The sequence below is a fragment of the Streptomyces sp. NPDC059224 genome (genome assembly GCF_042754285.1).
Lineage (GTDB): Bacteria > Actinomycetota > Actinomycetes > Streptomycetales > Streptomycetaceae > Streptomyces.
Window position 1 is genome coordinate 116,561 of sequence record NZ_JBHZAN010000028.1, and the last position, 21,875, is coordinate 138,435.

At 71.8% G+C, this 21,875-nt stretch carries 23 protein-coding genes and 1 pseudogene; 6 read left to right on the forward strand and 18 right to left on the reverse strand.

Going from position 1 to position 21,875, the window contains the following annotated elements; all coding sequences use genetic code 11:
• The first annotated feature begins 111 nt into the window (after positions 1-111).
• Complete coding sequence (locus tag ACFXI4_RS29910; protein ID WP_384996793.1) at positions 112-1,146, forward strand: phosphatase PAP2 family protein; 1,035 nt, start codon at positions 112-114, stop codon at positions 1,144-1,146.
• A gap of 110 nt (positions 1,147-1,256) precedes the next feature.
• Here the strand turns inward: ACFXI4_RS29910 and ACFXI4_RS29915 are convergent, their stop codons facing one another.
• The gene (locus ACFXI4_RS29915; RefSeq protein WP_362726997.1) at positions 1,257-1,472 is read right to left on the reverse strand and encodes an I78 family peptidase inhibitor; all 216 of its coding nucleotides are present in this window, start codon (positions 1,470-1,472) and stop codon (positions 1,257-1,259) included.
• A 462-nt stretch (positions 1,473-1,934) separates the two neighbouring features.
• Complete coding sequence (locus ACFXI4_RS29920) at positions 1,935-2,615, reverse strand: transglycosylase family protein (protein WP_384996795.1); 681 nt, start codon at positions 2,613-2,615, stop codon at positions 1,935-1,937.
• A 541-nt stretch (positions 2,616-3,156) separates the two neighbouring features.
• Between ACFXI4_RS29920 and ACFXI4_RS29925 the strand changes: the two genes are divergently transcribed.
• Positions 3,157-3,942 (forward strand): hypothetical protein, encoded by a 786-nt coding sequence (locus ACFXI4_RS29925; RefSeq protein WP_362726991.1) that lies wholly within the window; start codon positions 3,157-3,159, stop codon positions 3,940-3,942.
• A gap of 100 nt (positions 3,943-4,042) precedes the next feature.
• Entirely contained in the window at positions 4,043-4,450 is a 408-nt protein-coding gene (locus tag ACFXI4_RS29930) for a hypothetical protein (RefSeq protein WP_384996797.1), read from the forward strand.
• A gap of 78 nt (positions 4,451-4,528) precedes the next feature.
• Here ACFXI4_RS29930 and der read toward each other — a convergent pair whose 3' ends face one another.
• From der to ACFXI4_RS29960, 6 genes are all read right to left on the reverse strand, one after another.
• Entirely contained in the window at positions 4,529-6,007 is a 1,479-nt protein-coding gene (gene der / locus ACFXI4_RS29935) for a ribosome biogenesis GTPase Der (protein WP_362726986.1), read from the reverse strand.
• A 62-nt stretch (positions 6,008-6,069) separates the two neighbouring features.
• Positions 6,070-6,777, reverse strand: coding sequence for a lysophospholipid acyltransferase family protein (locus tag ACFXI4_RS29940; RefSeq protein WP_384996799.1), 708 nt, complete (start codon positions 6,775-6,777; stop codon positions 6,070-6,072).
• On the reverse strand, positions 6,735-7,421 hold the full coding sequence (gene cmk / locus ACFXI4_RS29945) for a (d)CMP kinase (RefSeq protein ID WP_384996801.1): 687 nt from the start codon (positions 7,419-7,421) through the stop codon (positions 6,735-6,737). Before cmk ends, ACFXI4_RS29940 begins: the two co-directional genes overlap by 43 nt.
• A 95-nt stretch (positions 7,422-7,516) precedes the next feature.
• A complete protein-coding gene (locus tag ACFXI4_RS29950; RefSeq protein ID WP_384996803.1) occupies positions 7,517-8,602 on the reverse strand; it encodes a prephenate dehydrogenase in 1,086 nt (361 codons plus the stop codon).
• The gene (gene aroH, locus ACFXI4_RS29955) at positions 8,599-8,961 is read right to left on the reverse strand and encodes a chorismate mutase (protein ID WP_384996805.1); all 363 of its coding nucleotides are present in this window, start codon (positions 8,959-8,961) and stop codon (positions 8,599-8,601) included. The genes ACFXI4_RS29950 and aroH overlap by 4 nt, the downstream gene beginning before the upstream one ends.
• A 106-nt stretch (positions 8,962-9,067) precedes the next feature.
• Complete coding sequence (locus ACFXI4_RS29960; protein WP_384996852.1) at positions 9,068-9,511, reverse strand: YidB family protein; 444 nt, start codon at positions 9,509-9,511, stop codon at positions 9,068-9,070.
• A 12-nt stretch (positions 9,512-9,523) separates the two neighbouring features.
• Between ACFXI4_RS29960 and ACFXI4_RS29965 the strand changes: the two are divergent.
• The 3 genes and pseudogenes from ACFXI4_RS29965 to ACFXI4_RS29975 all read left to right on the forward strand — a co-directional run.
• Positions 9,524-9,664, forward strand: a pseudogene (locus ACFXI4_RS29965) (hypothetical protein); the annotation flags it as partial.
• Positions 9,665-9,745: 81 nt separating this feature from the next.
• Positions 9,746-10,201 carry a Rieske (2Fe-2S) protein gene (locus ACFXI4_RS29970; RefSeq protein WP_384996854.1) on the forward strand — a complete coding sequence of 152 codons (456 nt, stop codon included), beginning with the start codon at positions 9,746-9,748 and terminating at the stop codon, positions 10,199-10,201.
• 22 nt (positions 10,202-10,223) lie between these two features.
• Positions 10,224-10,967, forward strand: coding sequence for a DNA polymerase beta superfamily protein (locus ACFXI4_RS29975; RefSeq protein WP_384996807.1), 744 nt, complete (start codon positions 10,224-10,226; stop codon positions 10,965-10,967).
• On the opposite strand, the gene ACFXI4_RS29980 is transcribed toward ACFXI4_RS29975, so the two are convergent.
• From ACFXI4_RS29980 to ACFXI4_RS30025, 10 genes are all read right to left on the reverse strand, one after another.
• On the reverse strand, positions 10,893-11,639 hold the full coding sequence (locus ACFXI4_RS29980) for a DNA polymerase beta superfamily protein (protein WP_384996809.1): 747 nt from the start codon (positions 11,637-11,639) through the stop codon (positions 10,893-10,895). The genes ACFXI4_RS29975 and ACFXI4_RS29980 overlap by 75 nt on opposite strands.
• Positions 11,640-11,643: 4 nt before the next feature.
• Entirely contained in the window at positions 11,644-12,666 is a 1,023-nt protein-coding gene (locus tag ACFXI4_RS29985) for an ADP-ribosylglycohydrolase family protein (protein ID WP_384996811.1), read from the reverse strand.
• The gene (locus ACFXI4_RS29990; RefSeq protein WP_384996813.1) at positions 12,663-13,412 is read right to left on the reverse strand and encodes an NUDIX domain-containing protein; all 750 of its coding nucleotides are present in this window, start codon (positions 13,410-13,412) and stop codon (positions 12,663-12,665) included. The genes ACFXI4_RS29985 and ACFXI4_RS29990 overlap by 4 nt, the downstream gene beginning before the upstream one ends.
• A gap of 164 nt (positions 13,413-13,576) precedes the next feature.
• The gene (locus tag ACFXI4_RS29995; RefSeq protein WP_384996815.1) at positions 13,577-14,698 is read right to left on the reverse strand and encodes a pseudouridine synthase; all 1,122 of its coding nucleotides are present in this window, start codon (positions 14,696-14,698) and stop codon (positions 13,577-13,579) included.
• Positions 14,698-15,351: an SMC-Scp complex subunit ScpB gene (scpB, locus tag ACFXI4_RS30000; RefSeq protein ID WP_362731970.1), complete on the reverse strand. Its 654-nt coding sequence runs from the start codon at positions 15,349-15,351 to the stop codon at positions 14,698-14,700. The genes ACFXI4_RS29995 and scpB overlap by 1 nt, the downstream gene beginning before the upstream one ends.
• The gene (locus ACFXI4_RS30005) at positions 15,348-16,349 is read right to left on the reverse strand and encodes a segregation and condensation protein A (protein ID WP_384996817.1); all 1,002 of its coding nucleotides are present in this window, start codon (positions 16,347-16,349) and stop codon (positions 15,348-15,350) included. The genes scpB and ACFXI4_RS30005 overlap by 4 nt, the downstream gene beginning before the upstream one ends.
• A gap of 18 nt (positions 16,350-16,367) precedes the next feature.
• A complete protein-coding gene (locus ACFXI4_RS30010; RefSeq protein ID WP_384996819.1) occupies positions 16,368-16,994 on the reverse strand; it encodes a hypothetical protein in 627 nt (208 codons plus the stop codon).
• Complete coding sequence (locus tag ACFXI4_RS30015) at positions 16,979-18,106, reverse strand: ParA family protein (RefSeq protein WP_384996821.1); 1,128 nt, start codon at positions 18,104-18,106, stop codon at positions 16,979-16,981. Before ACFXI4_RS30015 ends, ACFXI4_RS30010 begins: the two co-directional genes overlap by 16 nt.
• 412 nt (positions 18,107-18,518) lie before the next feature.
• Positions 18,519-19,643, reverse strand: coding sequence for an alanine dehydrogenase (gene ald, locus ACFXI4_RS30020; protein WP_362729941.1), 1,125 nt, complete (start codon positions 19,641-19,643; stop codon positions 18,519-18,521).
• 135 nt (positions 19,644-19,778) lie between these two features.
• Positions 19,779-21,836 (reverse strand): tetratricopeptide repeat protein, encoded by a 2,058-nt coding sequence (locus ACFXI4_RS30025; RefSeq protein WP_384996823.1) that lies wholly within the window; start codon positions 21,834-21,836, stop codon positions 19,779-19,781.
• Positions 21,837-21,875: the final 39 nt, after the last annotated feature.

Below are 21,875 nucleotides of genomic sequence, written 5' to 3' on the forward strand. Positions count from 1 at the left end.
ACGGAATCCTTAGAATTCGGAGACCTCCTGAGAGCTTTCCCACATCACATCGTCATCACAAAGCCGCTGTTTCGACCGGGAACAGAGCTCACTCGCTGTAACGTCGATTGGGTGCGTACCGAACGAAACCTCACCCGTCTGGACCGGGTGTTCGCCAGGCTGGACCGTGAGCCGGAACGACCGGCCCACATTGATGTGCCGAAGATGAGCCGGCACCGGGTCGTGTTGTTCACCGCGACCCTCGCCTTCTACCTGGCGATCGTGTGGGCCGTCGTGATCACGTCCTGGCTGGTCCGGCTCGACTGGCAGGTCATGTTCTTCCGGCCGTACCAGCAGTGGTCGGGAATCCACTGGTTCGTCGACTACTACGTGGTCCTCGGCCAGCGCGGCCCGACCGCCGTGATGGTCGCGGCCTGGCTGGGCTGGCGCTCCTGGCGGCAGCACACCCTGCGCCCGATGCTCACCCTCGGCGCCTCACTGCTGCTGCTCAACATCACGGTCGGCGCCGCCAAGCTCGGCATGGGGCGCCTCGGACCGCACTACGCGACCCTGATCGGCTCGAACGAGATGGGCCTGGGCGGCGATATATTCCCCAGCGGGCACACCGCCAACGCGGTGGTGACCTGGGGAATTCTTGCGTATCTGGCCTCCACCCCGCGAGCTCGCCGCTGGCTCTCCGCGGCCTCCGCGGTCACCTCGCTCGGCGTCGGCATGTCCACCGTCTACCTCGGTACGCACTGGCTGAGCGACGTGTTGCTGGGCTGGGCCGCGGGGCTGCTGATCCTGCTGGCACTGCCCTGGTGCGAGCCGTTCATCGCCCGTGCCGAGACCTGGCTCTTCGACCTGCGCGACCGCTGGCGCGCCGGCCGCGGCCGCACGGCCCCCCTGCCCGCGCCCGTCCCGGTCTCGCCGGTGGTGCTCAAGCCGCGCACGGCGCCCGCCGAGGACGCGCCCGCACCGGAGCGCGAGCCGGTCTCCTCGGCCCGCTCCCCCCGGGCCCCGATCCACCTGGCCCCCGGCCCGCACACGGCACGCTCGGAGCGCACCCCGGTGACCCCGGTCGGCAGCCGCCGGCCGCAGCACCCCGAGCGTCAGCCGCGCGGCGGCGGCGCCACCCAGCCGGCCCGCCCGCTGACGGGCGGCTGACGGCCGGACGGACACGGCGGCGCGGGCGCCCGGTACGCACAGCCGGCCCGCACGCCGAAGGCCCCGGTTCCCCACCGCGGGAACCGGGGCCTTCGCCGTCGTCCGGCCGGTCAGCCCTTCCAGGCACGCGCCACGACGCCGTCCCGTACCTCGAAGTTGAGCCGTCCCGTCCGGTACTCCATGGTGATGATCGCGCCCGGCGGCAGCGACCGGACCGTCGGCCATCCCCGCTGCCGGGCGAGCCGTTCCGCGTCGCCCGCCTCGAGGCCTACGTACCCCTGCGGGCTGTCCTGGGGCTCCTTCGGCGGAGCCGGATTCGGTGCCATGCGGCCACGCTAGGCCGCTTCCCGCGGCGACGGAAGTCGAGAACGGCCCGCGAAGTCCGCCGTCCCTGGCCGGTCACGCTTCTGTCACAGAATCACGACACGCGTTTCGTTCGAACTCCGTCACACGTATGGGCGGTCCAGTACACCTTCCTGGCTCATTCTCGTGCAATTACCGAACGCCGGTAGGGTCTTCCGAAAAGCCAGCCGGAAAGAACCGGAAGTAAGGATCAGAGGCGCTCACGGGAGTCCATTTCATTCCGAATCCACGGGCCTCCGCGGAAGCTGACACCGCATAAGAGTTTCACCGCTTCGGCACAGAACCCCCGTACGGGCGCGGGCCGAAGCCGGTTCCGGGCGGGCGAACTCGGAGCCGCTCGGCCTCCCGTGAATCACCCTCACAACGCGCCCTGCCCCGCCCGGTCGGACCGGGCGGGGCAGGGCGGTGCGGGGCAGGGGCGCGCGTCAGAGCGCGAGACGCTGCCCGGGCACGATGAGGTTCGGGTCGTCGCCGATGACGGCCTCGTTGGCGGCGTACAGGCGCTGCCAGGTGGTGCCGTGGCGCTCGGCGATCCGGCTCAGGGTGTCGCCCTCACGGACGGTGTAGTCACCCCGGGCGGAGTCACGGCCGGTGTGGGCCGCCGGGCGCTGGGCCTTGCGCTGCGCAGGGGCCGACCTGGCGGCCGATCCGCCGGTGGACCTGGTCGCCGGCTCGGTGCGGCTCTTCGTGGTCGCGGAGGCGCCCTCTGGTGCCGAACCGGCGGCTCCGGCCCGCGCCGAGCAGACCGGCCATGCGCCCCAGCCCTGGGCCTGCTGAACCCTGGTGGCGACGGCTATCTGCGCTTCCCTGGAGGCCTGGTCGGCCGTCGACGCGTAGGCGGAGCCGCCGTACGCGCGCCAGGTGGAGGCGGAGAACTGAAGTCCGCCGTAGTAGCCGTTGCCGGTGTTGATGTGCCAGTTGCCGCCGCTCTCGCACTGGGCGATGCGGTCCCACACCCCGTTGTCCGCCGCCTCGGCGTTGCCGGTCGCGGCCAGCAGGCCCAGCGGGGCGAGCAGCGCCGCTCCGGCCAGGGCCGCCGTCGTACGGCCCTTGCGGGAGCCGTTCTTGGCGACGGTCTCACGGGTGGTATCGGCACACTCGGACATGTATTTCCCTCTCCACATACCCGGGATCCCCCAAGCGGGACGCGGTCCCCGCGCGATGGGCGCGGTTCGTCGCGCTCGCCCCGTCCGCGGCGGCCTGTACGGCGATGGTGCTCTGCCTGGTGCCGGCCGGCGGACGTACCCGAGCGGTGCTCGTTGCACACGGCGCAGGAATCTAGAGATCGGGAACGTCCGAAATCAACCAACTCCCCGTCGGGCCAGGCCAGTTCGACGTTACCGCAGGTAGCGGCGATTTCCGGCCACCCACTACATTCCCTGATTTCATCATTTGTCGACCATGTGATCGATGGATCTGTGACCCACTTCACCGCGTCAAACTCCTTTGGCTTGCGCAGAGTTGACGAAGAGTGCGGTTTTGCGCACGTTGAGTGACACCGCGTGAGGGATGGTCGGATCCCGATCCCTCCGGGGCGTGACCACCACCACAGATCACCCGTTGTCTTCTTCATGAGCCCGCAACCCCTGGGGCTCATGGGCCGGGATCCACCCGGTCCTTCACGTACCGCACCCCGAGGGAGCCACCGTGCCGCGCATGCTCGACGTCAGCGACGAGGTACGCGCCGAGATCGGCGACGAAGAAGCCGACCGGCTGCTCGCCGGAGACAACGCCCCGGGCAGTTACGACTGCACCTCCTGCCGTACCCCGGGCGACTCCGAACAGGAGCGCACCAGCACCGTCCTGTTCATCGGGGACGAGACCGCCGTCCTCGCCTTCGCCCACGCGGGCTGCCTGCCCTCGCAGGTCGTCCAGGTCACCGAGGAACAACTGCAGGGCGCAGTCCGCTCCATCAGCGGTGACGGCGCGCCGGGCGGCGGGGGGCAGAAGTCCGTACCCGAGCAGGCGGTGCTCGGCGTGACCAGCGGACTCGTACTGATCGCCGGGGAGTTGCACCCCGCGCTCGTCGTCGAGCCGACCTCGCCGATCGTGCGGCCGGGCACGGACGGGGTGGGCGACGACTTCCTGCCGCTCCTCATCGAGCAGGGCTTCATGCCGGTGACACAGCTGACCGGGGTGCCGCCGGTGCTGCACGGATGGTCGGTGCTGCTGGCGGTGGGCCAGCTGCACGCGGTGCTCCAGCCGGGGAACAACGGCGGCCAGCCGGTGGCCTGGTGGCAGGCGCACCAGCCGCTCCAGGTGACCGACGGCTGGCGGGCCGCCGCCAACAAGCACCAGCAGGTGCTGATGTTCGCGGCGCCGGTGGGGTCGATCGGGCGGCAGCCCCGGGAGGACCTGCTGCGCGACGCGCTCGACAAGGCCGCGGCGAACGGGAAGCTGGTGGCGGCGGCGCTTCCCCTCGCGGGGATCTGAGGGGCGCCTGCACGGCGGCGGCACATCCCCCGCAGGCCGGCGCCCCCAAAAGCCCTCCGGCGGGCCGCATCCCCGAGAGAACCCGGTCGTTTGGACATACGTGCACGCATACGACCTTCCGCCTCGCCGGCCGTCCTTCTCCGCTGTCCCGTCCGCTCGAACGGCACAGGAGGCGTCAGGCGGGGTCTCCGCCACGCCGATCTACGACTCGCTCTACACGGAGTGGGTCAAGAACTTCCGGACGCTGCCGGGTGACCGCAGCGGTGAGGAGGAGCTGGGCTTCGTCGCCTTCGGGACGACTCCGTTCAGCACCGGCACGTACGCCCTGGGGATGTACGGGGGGAACCCGTACAGCGCGTACAGCGCGGGCGCCTACAGCGCCCGCAACGGCGGTGACCAGCCGCAAGCGCCCCAGTGGCAGCGGATCGGGACGCTCGGGCGCTCCCACGACACCGGGATGATCCCGGTACCTGCGGCGCTTCCACCGGCGCCGCGCCGGGGTCTGTGAAGATCCGTCGCGGGTTCGCCCGCAGTCACGCCTGAGGGGCGGCCACCGAGATCGGTGACCGCCCCTCAGGCGTGGCGTCTACTTCTTCTTGCCGCGCTTCTCGCGCACCCGTACGGAGATGTGGATCGGGGTGCCCTCGAAGCCGAACTCCTCGCGCAGCCGGCGCTCGATGAAGCGCCGGTAGCCCGCCTCGATGAAGCCGGAGGCGAAAAGAACGAACCGCGGCGGCTTGGTGCCGGCCTGCGTGCCGAACAGGATGCGGGGCTGCTTGCCGCCGCGGACCGGATGCGGGTGGGCCGCCACCAGCTCGCCGAGGAAGGCGTTCAGGCGGCCGGTGGGGACCCGCGTCTCCCAGCCGGCGAGGGCGGTCTCGATGGCGGGGACCAGCTTCTCCATATGGCGGCCGGTCTGCGCGGAGACGTTGACCCGGGGCGCCCAGGCGACCTGGGCGAGCTCGGTCTCGATCTCGCGTTCCAGGTAGTAGCGGCGCTCCTCGTCGAGGGTGTCCCACTTGTTGTAGGCGACGACGATGGCGCGGCCCGCCTCGACGGCCATGGTGACGATCCGCTGGTCCTGGACCGAGATGTTCTCGGAGGCGTCGATCAGGATGACCGCGACCTCGGCCTTCTCGACGGCGGCCGCGGTGCGCAGCGAGGCGTAGTAGTCGGCGCCCTGCTGGAGGTGGACCCGCTTGCGGATACCGGCGGTGTCGACGAACTTCCAGGTGATCCCGCCGAGTTCGATCAGCTCGTCGACCGGGTCGCGGGTGGTGCCGGCGAGTTCGTTGACGACGACCCGCTCCTCGCCCGCCACCTTGTTGAGGAGGGAGGACTTGCCGACGTTCGGCCGGCCGATGAGCGCGATCCGGCGCGGGCCGCCGACCGCCGTGCCGAAGGTCTGCTCGGGCGCCTCCGGCAGCGCCTCCAGGACGGCGTCGAGCATGTCGCCGGTGCCGCGGCCGTGCAGGGCGGAGACGGGGTGCGGCTCGCCGAGGCCGAGGGACCAGAGGGAGGCCGCGTCGGCCTCGCCGCTGGGGCCGTCGACCTTGTTGGCGGCCAGCACCACGGGCTTGCCGGCCTTGCGCAGCAGCCGTACGACCGCCTCGTCGGTGTCGGTGGCGCCGACCTTGGCGTCCACGACGAAGACGACCGCGTCGGCCGCCTCGATCGCGTACTCGGCCTGGGCGGCCACGGAGGCGTCGATACCGAGGACGTCCTGCTCCCAGCCGCCGGTGTCGACGACCTTGAAGCGCCGGCCGGCCCACTCGGCCTCGTAGGTCACCCGGTCGCGGGTGACACCGGGCTTGTCCTCGACGACGGCCTCGCGGCGGCCGATGATGCGGTTCACGAGAGTCGACTTGCCGACGTTCGGGCGGCCGACGACCGCGAGCACGGGCAGCGGGCCGTGGCCCGCCGCCTCGATGGCACCCTCGACATCCTCGATGTCGAAGCCCTCTTCGGCGGCGAGCTCCATGAACTCCGTGTACTCGGCGTCGCCGAGCGCCCCGTGGTCGTACTCGTGCTCAGCCGAGTCGCCGGGCTGGATGTGGTCGTTCATGAAGTCCGTACCTCGTCGTTCATCGTGGTGATCGGTGGACAGGCCCGTACCGGGCTGATCCACTACTTAAGTGTCGCCCAGCGTCCGGTCTGACGCCTGGCGTTTTCCAGGTGGCTGGTGAGCTGCTTCTGGATGCGCTCGGTGGCCTGGTCCAGGGCGCTGCGGGTGCGCCGGCCGCTGCCGTCCCCCGCCTCGAAGGGGTCGCCGAAGACGACGTCGACGCGGGCGCGCAGCGGGGGCAGGCCCTTCACCAGCCGGCCGCGCCGCTCCGAGCTGCCCAGCACGGCCACGGGAACGATCGGCGCCCCGGAGCGCACCGCGAAGTAGGCGAGGCCCGCACGCAGCGAGGCGAAGTCGCCCTCGCCCCGGCTGCCCTCGGGGAATATGCCGAGCACTCCCCCGGCCGCCAGCACGCCGAGCGCGCGGGTGACCGCCGTGCGGTCGGTGGACTGCCGGTCCACCTTCAGCTGGCCGATCCGGTTCAGGAACGGGTCCAGCGGCCCGATGAACGCCTCCTTCTTGATGAGGAAGTGCGTCGGCCGGGGCGACACGCCCATGACCATCGGGCCGTCGATGTTGTGCGAGTGGTTCACGGCGAGGATCGCGGGGCCGTTGGCCGGCATCCGCCAGGCACCGAGCACGCGCGGCTTCCACAGCCCGTACATGAGGCCGACACCGATGCGCCGGCCCACCTCGGCGCCCCGCTGTGACGGAATAGACGGAAGACTCACTTCCCCGCCCGCTTCTCCTCGACGAGGGTGACGACGCACTCGATGACCTGGACCAGCGTCAGCTCGGTGGTGTCCACCTCGACCGCGTCGTCCGCCTTGGCGAGCGGCGAGGTCTTGCGGGTGGAGTCGGCCGCGTCCCGCTTGACCAGGGCCTCGCGGGTGGCGTTGACGTCGGCGCCCTTGAGTTCCCCGCTGCGCCGGGCCGCACGGGCCTCGGCGGAGGCGGTGAGGAAGATCTTCAGGTCGGCGTCGGGCAGCACGGTCGTACCGATGTCCCGGCCCTCGACGACGATCCCGGTCGCGGTGGCACGGGCCAGCGACCGCTGCAGCTCGCTGATCCGGGTGCGCACCTCCGGGACGGCGCTGACCGCGCTGACCTTGGAGGTGACCTCGTCGCTGCGGATCGGGCCGGCGACGTCCACGCCGTCGACGGTGATCGTCGGGTGGGCCGGGTCGGTCCCGGAGACGATCTCCGGCTTGCCGGCGACCGCGGCGATGGCGGTCGGGTCGGTGAGGTCGATGCCGTTGTGCACCATCCACCAGGTGATCGCCCGGTACTGGGCGCCGGTGTCCAGGTAGCTGAGGCCCAGCTTGGCGGCCACGGCCTTGGACGTGCTCGACTTGCCGGTGCCCGAGGGGCCGTCGATCGCGACAATCACGGGCTTTGCGGCGCCGTTTTCCACGGGGGGACACCTTCCGGGTGCAGGGTGGTGGGTGGTGGCGGGGCGCCGTCGCGCCCCGCACAAGGTTACCGGCCCCCGCGACCGCCTGATTCAGCCTATTGCCGCAGCGCCCAGCCGCGGTCCCGCAGCGCCGCGGTGAGCACCGGCACCGCCTTGGGCTCCACCCAGATCTGGACGTGACCGGCCTGCTGTCCGGTCGCGTGCTCGATGCGCACGTCCTCGATGTTGACCCCGGCCGCGCCGGCGTCCGCGAAGATCCTGGCCAGCTGGCCGGGCTGGTCGTCGATGAGCACCGCCACGACCTCGTAGGCGCGGGGTGCGGACCCGTGCTTGCCGGGCACCCGGACCTGGCCCGCGTTGCCGCGCCGCAGCAGGTCCTCGATGCCGGCTCCGCCCTCGTGCCGCTTGACGTCGTCCGAGGACTGCAGGGCCCGCAACGCGCGCACGGTCTCGTCCAGGTCGGCGGAGACGTCGGCGAGCAGGTCGGCGACGGGGCCGGGGTTCGCGGAGAGGATGTCGATCCACATCCCGGGGTCGGAGGCGGCGATCCGGGTCACGTCCCGGATGCCCTGCCCGCACAGCCGGACGGCGGCCTCCTCGGCGTGCTCCAGCCGGGCCGCGACCATGCTGGAGACCAGGTGGGGCATGTGGGAGACCAGGGCCACGGCGCGGTCGTGGGCGTCGGCGTCCATGACGACCGGCACGGCACGGCAGTGCGAGACCAGCTCCAGGGCGAGGTTGAGCACCTCGGTGTCGGTGTCCCGGGTGGGGGTGAGCACCCAGGGGCGGCCCTCGAAGAGGTCGGCGGTGGCCGCCAGCGGCCCGGACTTCTCCCGGCCGGACATGGGGTGCGTCCCGATGTACGACGCCAGGTCCAGGCCCCGCGCCTCCAGCTCGCGGCGCGGGCCGCCCTTGACGCTGGCCACGTCGATGTAGCCGCGGGCCAGGCCCCTGCCCATCGCGTCGGCGAGGACGGCGGCCACGTGGGCGGGCGGGGCGGCGACGATCGCCAGGTCGACGGGTCCACGCGGGGTCTCGTCGCTGCCGGCGCCGAGCGCGGCGGCCATGCGGGCCTGCTCGGGGTCGTGGTCGGCGAGGTGGACGACGACACCGCGCTGGGAGAGGGCGAGAGCGGCGGACGTACCGATGAGACCGGTACCGATGACGAGCGCGGTCCTCACTGGGCGATGTCCTTGCGCAGGGCGGCCGCCGCGCCGAGGTAGACGTGGTTGATCTCGGTGCGGGGCCGTTCGGACTCGATGTGCGCGAGGACCCGTACGACCCGGGGCATGGCGCCCTCGATGTCCAGCTCCTGGGCGCAGATCAGGGGGACGTCGACGATGCCGAGCTTGCGCGCGGCGGCCGCCGGGAAGTCGCTGTGCAGGTCGGGCGTGGCCGTGAACCAGATGCTGATCAGGTCGTCGGCGGTCAGCCCGTTCCGCTCCAGGACGGTGGTGAGCAACGCTCCGACCTGCTCGTCCATGTGGCCGGCCTCGTCCCGCTCCAGCTGGACGGCCCCCCGGACCGCTCGTACCGCCACGGCGCTGCTCCTGTTCTCACGTCGTCCCACGTCGTCGTCCTGATCCGTCCAGCCTAGTCAGACCGCCGGCGGGCCGGTGCGCGGTGCCCGCCCGCTGAGACGGCGGTCACCGGGTCTGCTCCCGGACCAGTTCCTCGATCGAGGCCCGCGGCACCGCGCCCTCGGGGGTGAGCCGGTCGACGACCTGGGGCAGTTCCCAGGCGATCCGGTCGGCGGCCTGCCGCGGGCTGACGCCGGCCTGCTCGGCAACCTCCTGGAGGGTGTCGTCCGGCAGGGCCTGCTGGATCTGGTCTCCGGTGACGGGCTGGTTGGTGCCGGTGCCGACCCAGGAGTCCTTCTGCGTGGCGAGACCGGACCTGGCCAGGCTGTCGAGGAGGCCTCCCAGCGAACCGCCGCCCTGGCCGTGACTGAGGGAGCCGATCAGCGCGCCCAGGAGCCCGGCGTCCTTGCCGTCGCCGCCCAGCAGGCTGCCGAGCATGCTTTCCAGATCGTTGCCTGCCATGACCATGCCTTTCCACGTCTCCGAGACGACGCCGGCGGGCGCCGGCAGACCCCCTGGTCAATGTCGTCCGGATCACCGCGTCCCGCTACTCGGGCGGAACGCCCGTCCTGCCTGAGCCGTCCGGGCTCGTTGGGCTGTCAGACGTACGGAAAGCGCGTTTTGCGGTACTTCATACCGATCTGCTTCGTCTTCGGCGCTTTCGATGCCAAGATGCTGCTGCTCCGCTCGGAGCGACTCCCTGGCGTCCGCCTCCTGGTTCTTCCGCACGTTCGGAGTGACGACATGACCGACGGATCCACCCGCCGCACAATGCTCACGACGGGCGCGTCGGCGCTCGCGGTGTGCTGTGTGGGATGCGGCAGCGACAACGGCAACGGCTCCTCCGGTTCCTCCGAATCGGCCGCCGCCTCCGCCGAGGCGCCCTCCTCCGGGCCGGCGAGCGCGGCCGCCGGGAAGGCGCTGGCGCAGACCAGCCAGATCCCGGAGGGCGGCGGCGTGATCTTCAAGGAGCAGAAGATCGTGGTGACGCAGCCGGCGAGGGGCGAGTTCAAGGCCTTCTCGGCGATCTGCACCCACGAGGGCTGCACGGTGTCGCAGGTGGCGGACGGCACCATCGACTGCCCCTGCCACGGCAGCAGGTTCCACATCGCCGACGGCTCGGTGGCGCACGGCCCGGCCACCAGGCCGCTGCCCACGGAGTCCATCACGGTGAGCGGAAATTCGATCACCCTGACGTGACGGGCCGCGTACGCTCCGGGGCATGCAGCCCGAGGACCTGGTACGCGCCCACACGGTCTACACCTGCGTCATGGGGTCGCGCGCCTTCGGACTGGCCACGCGGGACAGCGACACCGACCGAAGGGGCGTGTTCCTCGCCCCCACGCCCCTGTTCTGGCGCTTCGAGAAGCCGCCGACGCATGTGGAGGGTCCGGGCGAGGAGCGGTTCTCCTGGGAGCTGGAACGATTCTGCGAGCTGGCGCTGCGGGCCAACCCGAACATCCTGGAGTGCCTGCACTCGCCCCTGGTCGAGCACGCCGACGACACCGGCCGCGAGCTGCTGGCGCTGCGTGACGCCTTCCTGTCCCGGCTGGCGTACGGCACCTTCACGCGGTACGCCCTCGGCCAGCGCAGGAAACTCGACGCCGACGTCCGTACGCACGGCGCCCCGCGCTGGAAGCACGCGATGCATCTGCTGCGGCTGCTGATCAGCGCCCGGGACCTGCTGCGCACCGGAGCCCTGACGATCGACGTCGGCGACCGGCGCGAGGAACTGCTGGCGGTGAAGCGGGGCGAGGTCTCCTGGGCGCAGGTCGAGTCCCGGATGGCCCGGCTCGGCGAGGAGACCGACCGGGCCCTGAGCGTCAGCCCGCTGCCGGCCGAGCCGGACCGCGCACGGGTGGCGGACTTCCTGTTCCGGGTCCGGCGCGCGTCAGCCCTTGAGGCGCGCCCGGACCACCAGGTCGTGCAGGGCGTCGTGCCCGGCGGGGGTCCCTGGCAGCGCTGAGGTGTGCTGCGCGTCGTCGAGCAGCCCGTGCAGCCGTCCCACGTCGGCCGCCACGCGCGCGTGCTCGGCACCGGCTCTGCCGTGTTCCCGCTCGGCCTTGGCGGCTATCAGCTCGGGCAGGTAGGCCGGGGCCTCGGCGACCTCGTCGACGAGGGTGGGCAGATGGGCCTGCACCTCGCCGCTGCGCATCAGATGGATCCCGGTGAGCAGCACCCGGAACGTGTAGAGCAGCGGCTTGAGTTCACCGGACTTCTCGAACAGCCGCCACTGGGTGACCCCGAAGCCCCGGTAGTGGTGGGCGTGGTGGCTGGTGAGCACGCCCGGGGCCAGGGCGGCCAGCTCGCGGTGCGTGTCACCGGTGTGCGCGACGAGCGGCGACAGGAGCTGCTCCAGCACGTAGCCGTTGCGGCGCAGCATCAGCCGGACGAACTTGCGCAGGTCGTGGGTGACGAGGTCCATCTCCACGCCGTGCTCGACCCACATCCGTGAGCGGGTCTCCTCCGGCTCCCGCAGTCCGAGCAGGTCGGCGGCGGGCAGCAGATGGACGCCCCGCAGGTCCACGTCGGAGTCCCGGGACGGGAAGCCGTACAGATGCGCCCCGGAGACGGTCGCGAACAGCAGCGGGTGGGGCTGTTCCGCGACTATGTGCGTCAGGTCGATGTCGTCGATCACGGGGCTAAGCGTCCCAGAGCGCTCCGAGCGTCATCAGGTCCGCCCGGTGCTCGATCCGGTCGGCCCACTGCGCCGGCCAGGCGTCGGCGCCCAGCCAGGCTCCCGCGAAGGCGCCGGTCAGGCAGGCGATGGAGTCCGAGTCGCCGGAGGTGCAGGCGGCCCGGCGCAGGGCCGTGACCGGTTCACCGGGGAAGAGCAGGAAGCACAGCAGCCCGGTCGCCAGCGCCTCCTCGGCGATCCAGCCGGCGCCGGTGGCCAGGCACGGGTCGTCCTCCGGGGAGGCGGTCCGCACGGCCTCCTGGAGGCGGTCGAGTGCCGCCAGGCACTCGTCCCAGCCGCGCGCGGCGAACGTCTCGGGGCTCGCGTCGTGGCTCCGGGTCCACAGGTCGCCGAGCCAGGTCTGGCGGTAGTGGGTGCGGTTGTCGAGGGCGTAGTCCCGCAACCGCCCGATCAGGGCGGCCGGTTCGGTCCCGGTCGCCAGCAGCCGCACGGCCCGCGCGGTCAGGTCGGAGGCGGCCAGGGCGGTGGGGTGCCCGTGGGTGAGCGCGGACTGCAACTGGGCGGCGCCGGCGCGCTGTTCGTCGCTCAGCCCGGGCGCGAGCCCGACCGGCGCGACCCGCATGTTGGCCCCGCACCCCTTGGAGTCGATCTGGCTGGCGTCCTGCCAGGCCCGCCCCTCCTTCCTCAGCAGCTCGCAGGCCCGCAGGCAGGTCCGGCCGGGCGCCCGGTTGTTCTCGGGCGACTGGTACCAGTCCACGAACTCCTCGCGCAGCGGCCGCTCCAGCCGCTTGGGCGCGAGCACGCCCCGGTCCATGGCGGTGCGCAGTCCGCGCCCGACCGCGAGGGTCATCTGGGTGTCGTCGGAGACGAAGGCCCGCGCGGGCAGTTCCATCTCGCGCCACGGACCGCACTTGGCGAGGATCGAGGGCACGTCGTTGAACTCGGTCGGGAAGCCGAGCGCGTCCCCGAGGGCGAGACCGATCAGGGAGCCGCCGGCGGCACGCTTGTAACGGAGGGGCGAGGTCATGGGCGTCCTTCCCGGGACGGGCGGAGCAGGGGCGGGTGGAGCGTGGCGGCGGTGCCCGCGCGGTAGAGCGCGGCCGGCTTGCCACGGCCTCCGGTCAATCGGGCGGCGCCCGGCACCGGTTCGACGAATCCGGGCGTGGCGAGCACCTTGCGGCGGAAGTTGGGGCGGTCCAGCTCGACGCCCCAGACGGTCTCGTAGACGTTCTGCAGCTCGCCGAGCGTGAACTCGGGCGGGCAGAAGGCGGTGGCCAGACAGCTGTACTCCAGCTTCGCGCCGACGCGTTCGTGGCCGTCGGCCAGGATCCGCTCGTGGTCGAAGGCGAGCGGCCGCGCCGGGTCGTACGGCAGCCACCGCGCCTGGGCCGCGTCACCGCCGCCGCGCGGTTCGGGCGCGTCGGGCAGCAGCGCGGTGAAGGCGACGGAGACGACCCGCATCCTCGGGTCGCGGTCCGGCTCGCTGTAGGTGCGCAGCTGCTCCAGGTGCAGCCCCGACACGTCCGACAGTCCGGTCTCCTCGGCGAGTTCCCGCCGGGCCGCCGTCTCGGCCGACTCCCGGGGCAGCACGAAGCCGCCCGGCAGCGCCCACTGGCCGGCGTACGGCTCCTGCCCGCGCTCGACGAGCAGCACGTGCAGGGCCCCCGCGCGGAGGGTGAGGACGGCGAGGTCGACGGTGACGGCGAAGGGTTCGTAGGCGTGCTTGTCGTAGCCCCGCACGGGCCCGTCCACCCCCTTGCTGGTCACGGTCACGGATCACTCCCGTTAATAGTCTCTACGACTATAAAGAATGCGCCGGTTCCCGCGCAAGGCCCTCAGCGGCCGCTGGAGCCCCGTTCGCGGAAACGACGACGGCCGGCCCCGCCACACACGGAACCGGCCGTCAGGAGAAGGCTCAGACCTTCTCGCAGGGCTTTCTAGAGGTCGACTTCCTTCATCAGCATCCCGACCTCGGTGTTGGACAGACGGCGCAGCCAGCCCGACTTCTGGTCGCCGAGGGTGACCGGCCCGAAGGACACCCGCACCAGCTTGTCGACCGGGAAGCCGGCCTCGGCCAGCATGCGCCGCACGATGTGCTTGCGGCCCTCGTGCAGGGTGACCTCGACCAGGTAGTTCTTGCCGGTCTGCTCGACGACCCGGAAGTGGTCGGCGCGCGCGTACCCGTCCTCCAGCTGGATGCCGTCCTTGAGCTTCTTGCCCAGGTCGCGCGGGATGGGGCCCACGATGTGCGCGAGGTAGGTCTTCTTCACGCCGTACTTGGGGTGGGTCAGCCGGTGCGCCAGCTCGCCGTGGTTGGTGAGCAGGATGACGCCCTCGGTCTCGGTGTCCAGGCGCCCCACGTGGAAGAGCCGGGTCTCCCGGTTGGTGACGTAGTCGCCGAGGCACTGCCGCCCGTCCGGGTCCTCCATGGTGGAGACCACACCGGCCGGCTTGTTCAGCGAGAAGAACTGGTACGACTGCGTGGCGACGGTCAGTCCGTCGACCCTGACCTCGTCCTTCTCCGGGTCGACCCGCTTGCCCTGCTCGACGACGATCTCGCCGTTGACCTCGACCCGGGACTGCTCGATCAGCTCCTCGCAGGCACGCCGCGAGCCGTAGCCCGCGCGGGCGAGGACCTTCTGCAGCCGCTCGCCCTCCTGCTCGGCGCCCGGGAAGGTCTTGGGGAGCTTCACGTCCGGCTTGCCGGCGTACCGCTCCCGGTTGCGCTCCTCGGCGCGGGCGTCGTACTCACGGGAGCTCGCCGGCGCCGTACGGCCGCGCCCGGTGCCCTGACCCTGCCGGGGGCCGCCCTTGGCGCCGCCGCGCGCCGAGGCGCCACGGCCCGACTTCGGGCCGTCCTGGGTGGCGCCGGGGCCCACGTCGTAACGCCGCTCCTCCGGGCGCGGCTTCTTCGGCCGGCCGCCCTGCTTGTCGTCGCGGGCGTTTCCGGCACCGCGGTAGTTACCGCGGCCACCGCTGCTCCCGCCGCGGCCGCCGCTGTTGCCACCACGGCTCCCGCCGTTGTTTCCGCTGCTGTTCCTGCCGCTGCTGCTTCGCATCAAAGTTCCGTCTTGTCGTCTGCGTCCTCGGAATCCGGAGCGTCCGGATCGAACGACGGCACGCCCTCCTGGGTCTCGGCCTCGATCGCCTCCGCCTCCGGGAGGAAGGGCGCGAGTTCCGGGAGTTCGTCCAGGCCGCGCAGGCCCATCCGCTCCAGGAAGTAGTTCGTCGTCCTGTACAGGATCGCACCTGTTTCGGGTTCCGCGCCCGCCTCCTCGACGAGACCGCGCTGGAGGAGGGTGCGCATCACACCGTCGCAGTTGACTCCCCGCACGACCGAGACGCGGCTGCGGCTCACCGGCTGGCGGTACGCGACGACCGCCAGGGTCTCCAGCGCGGCCTGGGTGAGCCGGGCCGTCTGGCCCTCCAGGACCAGCCGCTCGACGGCGGGCGCGAACTCGCCCCGGGTGTAGAAGCGCCAGCCGCCCGCGACGAACCGCAGCTCGAAGCCGCGGCCCTGGGCCGTGTACTCCTCGGCCAGGGCCCGCAGCGCCTTCGTGATCGTCTGCCTCGGCCGCTCCAGGATCTTGGCAAGGTGCTCGGCGGTGGCGGGCTCGTCCACGACCATGAGGACGGCCTCCAGGGCCGGCTTGAGATCGAGTTCGGCGACCGGGCGCAGCCCGGCCGGCAGCTCTGTGGTGTTCTCGCTCACGCCTTGTCCTCCTTGGGCGGCTCCGGCGGCCGGTCGAACTCGTCGGTCACCATGGGCCGGGACTCCCCGTCCCCGCCCGTCCACCGCACGATCAGATCGCCGAGCGCGGTCTCCTGGTCCAGGGCGACGGCCTTCTCGCGGTACAGCTCAAGGAGGGCCAGGAAGCGGGCTACGACGGTGAGGGTGTCGCCGGTGTCCTCGATGAGCGACTGGAAACTGGCCTCGCCCAGCTCACGCAGCCGGGCCACCACGATCTGGGCCTGCTCCTGCACGCTGACCAGCGGGGCGTGGATGTGGTCGACGTACACCTGCGGTCTGGGCTTGGGCTGCATCGCCTTGACCGCGAGCTTGGCGAACCCCTCGGGACCGATGCTGATGACGACCTCGGGCAGCAGCTCGGCCAGGTGCGGCTCCAGACCGACGGTACGGGGCCAGCGGCGGGCCTCCTCGTCCAGGCGCCGGTTGAAGATGTCGGCGATCTGTTTGTACGCGCGGTACTGCAGCAGCCGCGCGAAGAGCAGGTCCCGGGCTTCGAGGAGCGCGAGGTCGGCCTCGTCCTCGACCTCGGCGGCGGGCAGCAGCCGGGCGGCCTTGAGGTCGAGCAGGGTGGCCGCGACGACGAGGAACTCGGTCGTCTGGTCCAGGTCCCAGTCCGGACCCATGGCCCGGATGTGCGCCATGAACTCGTCGGTGACCTTGGAGAGCGCGACCTCGGTGACGTCCATCTTGTGCTTGGAGATCAGCTGGAGGAGGAGGTCGAAGGGACCCTCGAAGTTGGCGAGCCGGACCTTGAAGACGCCGTCGGGGACGGGCTCCGGCTCCCCTTCGACGGGTTCGGGCACCGTCACGACGGCCTCGGGCGCCACCTGCGCCGCCGCCTCGGGCTCCGCCGACTCCGCCTCCGCCTGCGCGGGAGCGGTCGCCGTGCCGGGCCCCTGCCCCAGCACACGCCGACGGCCCCCGGAGGGGCCGGAAACGGGAGCGTCGGTCGAGGTCATAGCCCCCGCAGGCTACCCCTAACGGCCGCGCAGCCGTCGTACGAGGATGCTCGCGTCCCCCCGGGACTCCAGGTCGGCCAGCACCACGGCGACCGCCTCGCGGACGATCCGTCCCCGGTCCACGGCCAGTCCGTGTTCACCTCGGAGCACGAGACGCGCGTGCTCCAGGTCCATCAGCTCCTCGGCGGAGACGTAGACGGTGATCTTCTCGTCGTGCCGTTCGCGGCCGCTGGGCCGCCGCGAGGGTGCCCGGCCGCCGCGCTTGCGGGGCTGGGCCTGCTCGGCGGCGGCGCCAGAACCTTCCTGCGCCGCCTGCCGCCGCCCGGACCGGTCCGCCGACGGCGTGATCGTCGCCGAGGACCCGGCCGGCGCCGGGACGTGGTTGCGGGACTCGCCGGCGCCGGCCGGTTCGGCATCCGCCGCCGCGTGCTCCGCGCCCTCGCCGTCGCCGCCCTGCACGGGCACCGACTGCGGCGCGTCGGCGCCGGACTCCGCCGCCGCGTCCTCGCTCTCCGCGGGACTCGCGGGAGCCGGCACCCGGGCCTCGCCGTTGGCCGGGCGCCTGGGAGTGGACGGCTGCAGCGCCATCCCCCCGGTCGTACGGAACAGTTCGTCGGCCCCCGGCAGACTCACTCGGCGTGACACCGGGCGAGCACCTCCCTGGCGAGCTGGCGATAGGCGGCGGCACCGACGGAGTTGGAGGCGTACGTGGTGATCGGCTCACCGGCGACCGTGGTCTCCGGGAAGCGGACCGTGCGGCCGATGACCGTGTGGTAGACGTGGTCGTCGAAGGCCTCGACGACACGCGCGAGCACCTCACGGCTGTGCACGGTGCGGGAGTCGTACATGGTGGCGAGGATGCCGTCGAGCTCCAGCTCCGGGTTGAGCCGTTCCTGGACCTTCTCGATGGTCTCGGTCAGCAGGGCGACACCACGCAGCGCGAAGAACTCGCACTCCAGCGGCACGATCACCTTGTGGGCGGCCGTCAGCGCGTTGACCGTGAGCAGGCCCAGCGAGGGCTGACAGTCGATCACGATGTAGTCGTAGTCGGGCAGCAGCGGCTTCAGGGCGCGCTGCAGCGTCGACTCCCGGGCGACCTCCGAGACCAGCTGGACCTCGGCGGCCGACAGGTCGATGTTGGAGGGCAGCAGGTCCATGTTGGGGACCGCCGTCTTCAGAAGCACCTCGTCCGCCGCCATGCCCCGCTCCATGAGCAGGTTGTAGACGGTGAGGTCGAGCTCCATCGGGTTGACGCCCAGACCGACCGACAGCGCGCCCTGCGGGTCGAAGTCCACGAGCAGCACCCGCCGGCCGTACTCCGCGAGTGCGGCACCCAGGTTGATGGTCGACGTCGTCTTGCCGACGCCGCCCTTCTGGTTGCACATCGCGATGATCGTCGCGGGGCCGTGACTGGTCACCGGGCCCGGGATCGGGAAGTACGGCAGTGGGCGCCCGGTCGGGCCGATGCGCTCACGGCGCTGGCGGGCCGCGTCGGGCGCCAGCGTGGCCGCGTACTCCGGGTCGGGCTCGTACTCGGCGTCGGGGTCGTAGAAGTGCCCGTCGGGCAGTTCGTCGTAGTCGGCGAACTGGCTGTGGGGCGCGCCACTTCCGTCGCCGGCCATGGCGTTCACGTGATGGCCATCCATGCTCTGGTGTGCTGTCCGCGTGGTCAGCGAACTCTGATGGGCTGCGAAGGTGCGCACCGCGACGGAGCCGACAGCCTCGAACCCCGCGGGACCCTGGTCCCTCACCGGCATTCCTGGTTGACCACCCCCGGGAGAAAATGTCGACTCATTCACAAGTCGTCTTACCTCCTTGGTGACCAGGAAACTTCTAGACAGGTCAGCGTGGCACCATGCCGACAGTCGGCGACTCTATGGCGTGTCGGGCGTCCGCAGCAACACAATCCGCCGGACCCGGCAGGATGTGTCGGCAATGAAACATCTCGCTGTCAAGGGCGTACGGCCGTCGCACAGCAGGTTTCACCGGTGTACGAATCGGTTGAAGAGTTACGTTCGAGGCGAGTTGGCCGAGCGTCGCAAAGTGACCATACACACATCCGGCCGGACCTTGTCGGGCAAGGTCCGGCCGGATGGGCGTGCTTGACGCGGCTTGTTGACGTATCGCCTTTACGAAAAGGTGACTTAGTCACCGCCGCGGAACGGCGGCTCAGTCCAGCAGCGTGTCGAGCTCGATGTGCTCCAGGCCGTGCGCCTCGGCGACCTCGCGGTAAACGACCTTGCCGTCATGGGTGTTGAGGCCCCTGGCGAGCGCGGCGTCGCGGCGCAGCGCCTCGACCCAGCCGTTGTCCGCGAGCGACACGATGTAGGGCAGCGTGGCGTTGGTGAGCGCGTAGGTGGAGGTGTTGGGCACCGCGCCGGGCATGTTGGCGACGCAGTAGAAGACCGACTCGTGGACCCGGAAGGTCGGCTCGGCGTGCGTGGTGGGGCGGGAGTCCTCGAAGCAGCCGCCCTGGTCGATCGCGATGTCGACAAGAACACTTCCCGGCTTCATGCGGGAGACCAGCTCGTTGGTGACCAGCTTGGGGGCCTTGGCGCCCGGGATGAGCACCGCGCCGATCACCAGGTCGGCCTCCAGGCAGGCCTTCTCCAGCTCGAAGGAGTTGGACATGACGGCCTTGACCCTGGTGCCGAAGATCTTGTCGGCCTCGCGCAGCTTGTTGATGTCGCGGTCGAGCAGGGTCACGTCGAAGCCCATGCCGATGGCGATCTGCACGGCGTTCCAGCCGGAGACGCCACCGCCGATGACGACGGCCTTGGCGGGCAGCACACCCGGGACGCCGCCGGGCAGGACGCCGCGGCCGCCGGCCGCGCGCATCAGGTGGTAGGCGCCGACCTGGGGGGCGAGCCGGCCCGCGACCTCGGACATCGGCGCGAGCAGCGGCAGGGCGCGGCTCGGCAGCTCGACGGTCTCGTAGGCGATGGCGGTGGTGCCGGACTCCAGGAGGGCGTCGGTGCACTCCTTGGACGCGGCCAGGTGCAGGTAGGTGAAGAGGGTCTGGTCCTTGCGCAGGCGGTGGTACTCCTCGGCGATCGGCTCCTTGACCTTCAGCAGCAGGTCGGCCGTGGCCCACACCTCGTCGGCGGTGTCCAGGATCTGCCCGCCGGCGGCGATGTACTCCGCGTCCGGGATCGACGAGCCGACACCGGCGCCGCGCTCGATGACGACCTGGTGGCCGTGGCGCACCAGCTCGTGCACACCGGCGGGGGTGATGGCCACCCGGAACTCGTTGTTCTTGACCTCGCGGGGGATGCCGACCTTCACGTGGATCACGGTCCTTGGCTCAGAGGGTGTGGGGGCACAACAGCACATACCCGGCATGAAGGAGCACACCAGGAGACACCGCAGGAGAACCGGCGGCAGAGCCAGTTTAATGAAGGCGTTCCGACTGTCTAGCCTTTCATTGCATCAATCTTCGCCGGAGACGCTACGGATTTCGCAGGCGTTATCTCGCTGTTCCGGGCTGGAGTCCTGGCCGGGGGGCTCCTCACCCAGCATGCGCTCGGCGGCCGAGCGGTGCAGGCTCGCGGCGGCGGAGTCCCCGAGGCGCTCCAGCGTGTCGGCGAGCCGCAACTGGAGCGCGGCCTGGAGCCGGGTGTCCTCGGCGCGCCGCGCCCACTCGACCGCCTCCTGGCAGGTGCGCAGCGACTCCGCGGGCCGGCCGGCGTACTCCTGCACCCGGGCCAGCTCGCTCAACGCCCGTGCCTGCGCGGCCACATCGCCGTTCTTGCGGTGCCCGGACACGGCCGCCCGCCAGGCCCGCAGCGCCTCGCCGTAGCGGCCCGCGTAGGTGTGCGCCCCGGCGATGCGGCCGTAGAGCCGGGCGGCCTCGGCCCGCTCGTCGCGGGCGAGCCGCTCGGCGAGGGCGCGGCCGAACCAGTCGGCGGCCCGGTCGTAGTCCCCCAGCTCCTGGTACGCGCCACCTACGGATTCCATTGCGCGACCGGTCGCGTACGGGTCATTTGCACTGCGTCCGGCGTCCAAAGCAGACCGATAGCGCACCAGCGCGTCCATGGTGCGTCCGGTCTGCGCGTCCAGGTCGGCCAGGTTCAGCAGCGCGGCGGCCTGCTCACGGGGCAGGTGGCGGCGCTCGGCGACATCGAGCACCAGCCGGTGGATCCCGTACAGGTCGGGAGCGGCCGCCTGGGTGCCGAAGTGCGCCGCCATGGCCTTGACCAGCTGGGACATCAGCCGGCGGGCCAGGGTGTCCAGCTCGCCGTCGACGACCGCCGCGCGGGCCGCGGCGAGCAGGGCCGGGCGCCTGATCCGCAGCCAGTCGGCGGCGGCCCGAGGCGTGGGGAAGCGCAGCTCGCGGGGGAGCGCCTGGAGTTTCTCGCGGGCCTGCGGGTTGTCCGTCTCGGTGATCGCCCGGCAGGACTGCAGCAGCCGTACCGTGCGCTCCAGCATCCGGGCCCGGGCCAGCTGGAGTTCCCCGGCGCGTTCCTGGGTCTCGGCCAGTCCCCGCAGCAGGGGGTGCAGACAGCCGGGGACCTCGTACTGGGGCAGCGAGGTGGCCAGTGGGTGCAGCAGGCCGAGGCGGGCCAGCTCGTCCAGGGTGGTGCGGGCGGTGTCGACCGAGCAGCCGGCCAGCGCCGAGGCGGTGTGCGGGTCGACCAGGCCGGCCGGGGCCAGCGAGAGAAGTCGCAGTATCCGGGCGGCCTGGGCGGGCAGGTCGCCGTGGACGAACCGGAAGACCCGGGCGAGGGCGGTGCCGTCCTCGGGGTCGGCGTGCAGCCGCTTGGCGAGGTCGGAGACGGCCACCTGGGGGTGTGCCGACAGCCAGCCGCCCGCCAGGGTGAGCGCGGCGGGCTGCCCCTGGCACACCTCGGCCAGCGCCTCGGCGGAGCGCGGGTCGACGGTGACGCGGACCGAGCCGGTGTACCGGGCCAGGAGTTCCACGCCCGACTTGGTGTCCAGGCCGCCCAGTGTGCACGGGCGGACGTCGGAGATCCCGGTGAGAGGGCCGCCGGAGACGGCGACGGCCAGACAGTCGGGCGTGTCCGGGAGCAGCGCGTCGACGTGTTCGGCGCCGGGCGCGTCGTCGAGCAGGAGCAGCATCCGGCGCTCGGCGAGGGCGGTGCGCAGCGCGTGGGTGAGGTCGTCCTCACCGGCGCCGGCCGGAGTGGGCAGCCGCAGGGCGGTGAGGAGCTCGCGGGCGGCGCGCTCGACGGGGACGGGGGTGCCGTCGGGCTCGGCGAGGCGGGCGCGCAGCACCCCGTCGGGGTAGTCGGCGGCGACCTGCCGGACGAGTTCCGCGGCCAGGGCGGTGCGTCCGGATCCGGGTCTGCCCGCGATCAGCAGGACCCGGGCACGGGGGGCCTTGCGGCCGGCGATGGTGTCCAGGCCCGCGCGCTCGATGTCGGCGCGCAGTTCCTTCAACTCTCTTGTACGGCCCAGGAATTGGTCGTCCGGGGCCGCGGGCACCGCGAGTCGTGCACCGCCTGTGTCCACCGCCTGATCCGTCACGGGCCACACTCCCGTCCCACCGCACACGCCTGCCCGCCG

Coding starts and splice junctions, on each gene's coding strand:
- ACFXI4_RS29915 (WP_362726997.1), bottom strand. CDS start 1,472: ATGGCACCGAATCCGGCTCCGCCGAAGGAGCCCCAGGACAGCCCGCAG.
- ACFXI4_RS29920 (WP_384996795.1), bottom strand. CDS start 2,615: ATGTCCGAGTGTGCCGATACCACCCGTGAGACCGTCGCCAAGAACGGC.
- der (WP_362726986.1), bottom strand. CDS start 6,007: ATGAACGACCACATCCAGCCCGGCGACTCGGCTGAGCACGAGTACGAC.
- ACFXI4_RS29970 (WP_384996854.1), top strand. CDS start 9,746: ATGACCGACGGATCCACCCGCCGCACAATGCTCACGACGGGCGCGTCG.
- ACFXI4_RS29975 (WP_384996807.1), top strand. CDS start 10,224: ATGCAGCCCGAGGACCTGGTACGCGCCCACACGGTCTACACCTGCGTC.
- ACFXI4_RS29985 (WP_384996811.1), bottom strand. CDS start 12,666: ATGACCTCGCCCCTCCGTTACAAGCGTGCCGCCGGCGGCTCCCTGATC.
- ACFXI4_RS29995 (WP_384996815.1), bottom strand. CDS start 14,698: ATGCGAAGCAGCAGCGGCAGGAACAGCAGCGGAAACAACGGCGGGAGC.
- ACFXI4_RS30005 (WP_384996817.1), bottom strand. CDS start 16,349: ATGACCTCGACCGACGCTCCCGTTTCCGGCCCCTCCGGGGGCCGTCGG.
- ACFXI4_RS30015 (WP_384996821.1), bottom strand. CDS start 18,106: ATGCCGGTGAGGGACCAGGGTCCCGCGGGGTTCGAGGCTGTCGGCTCC.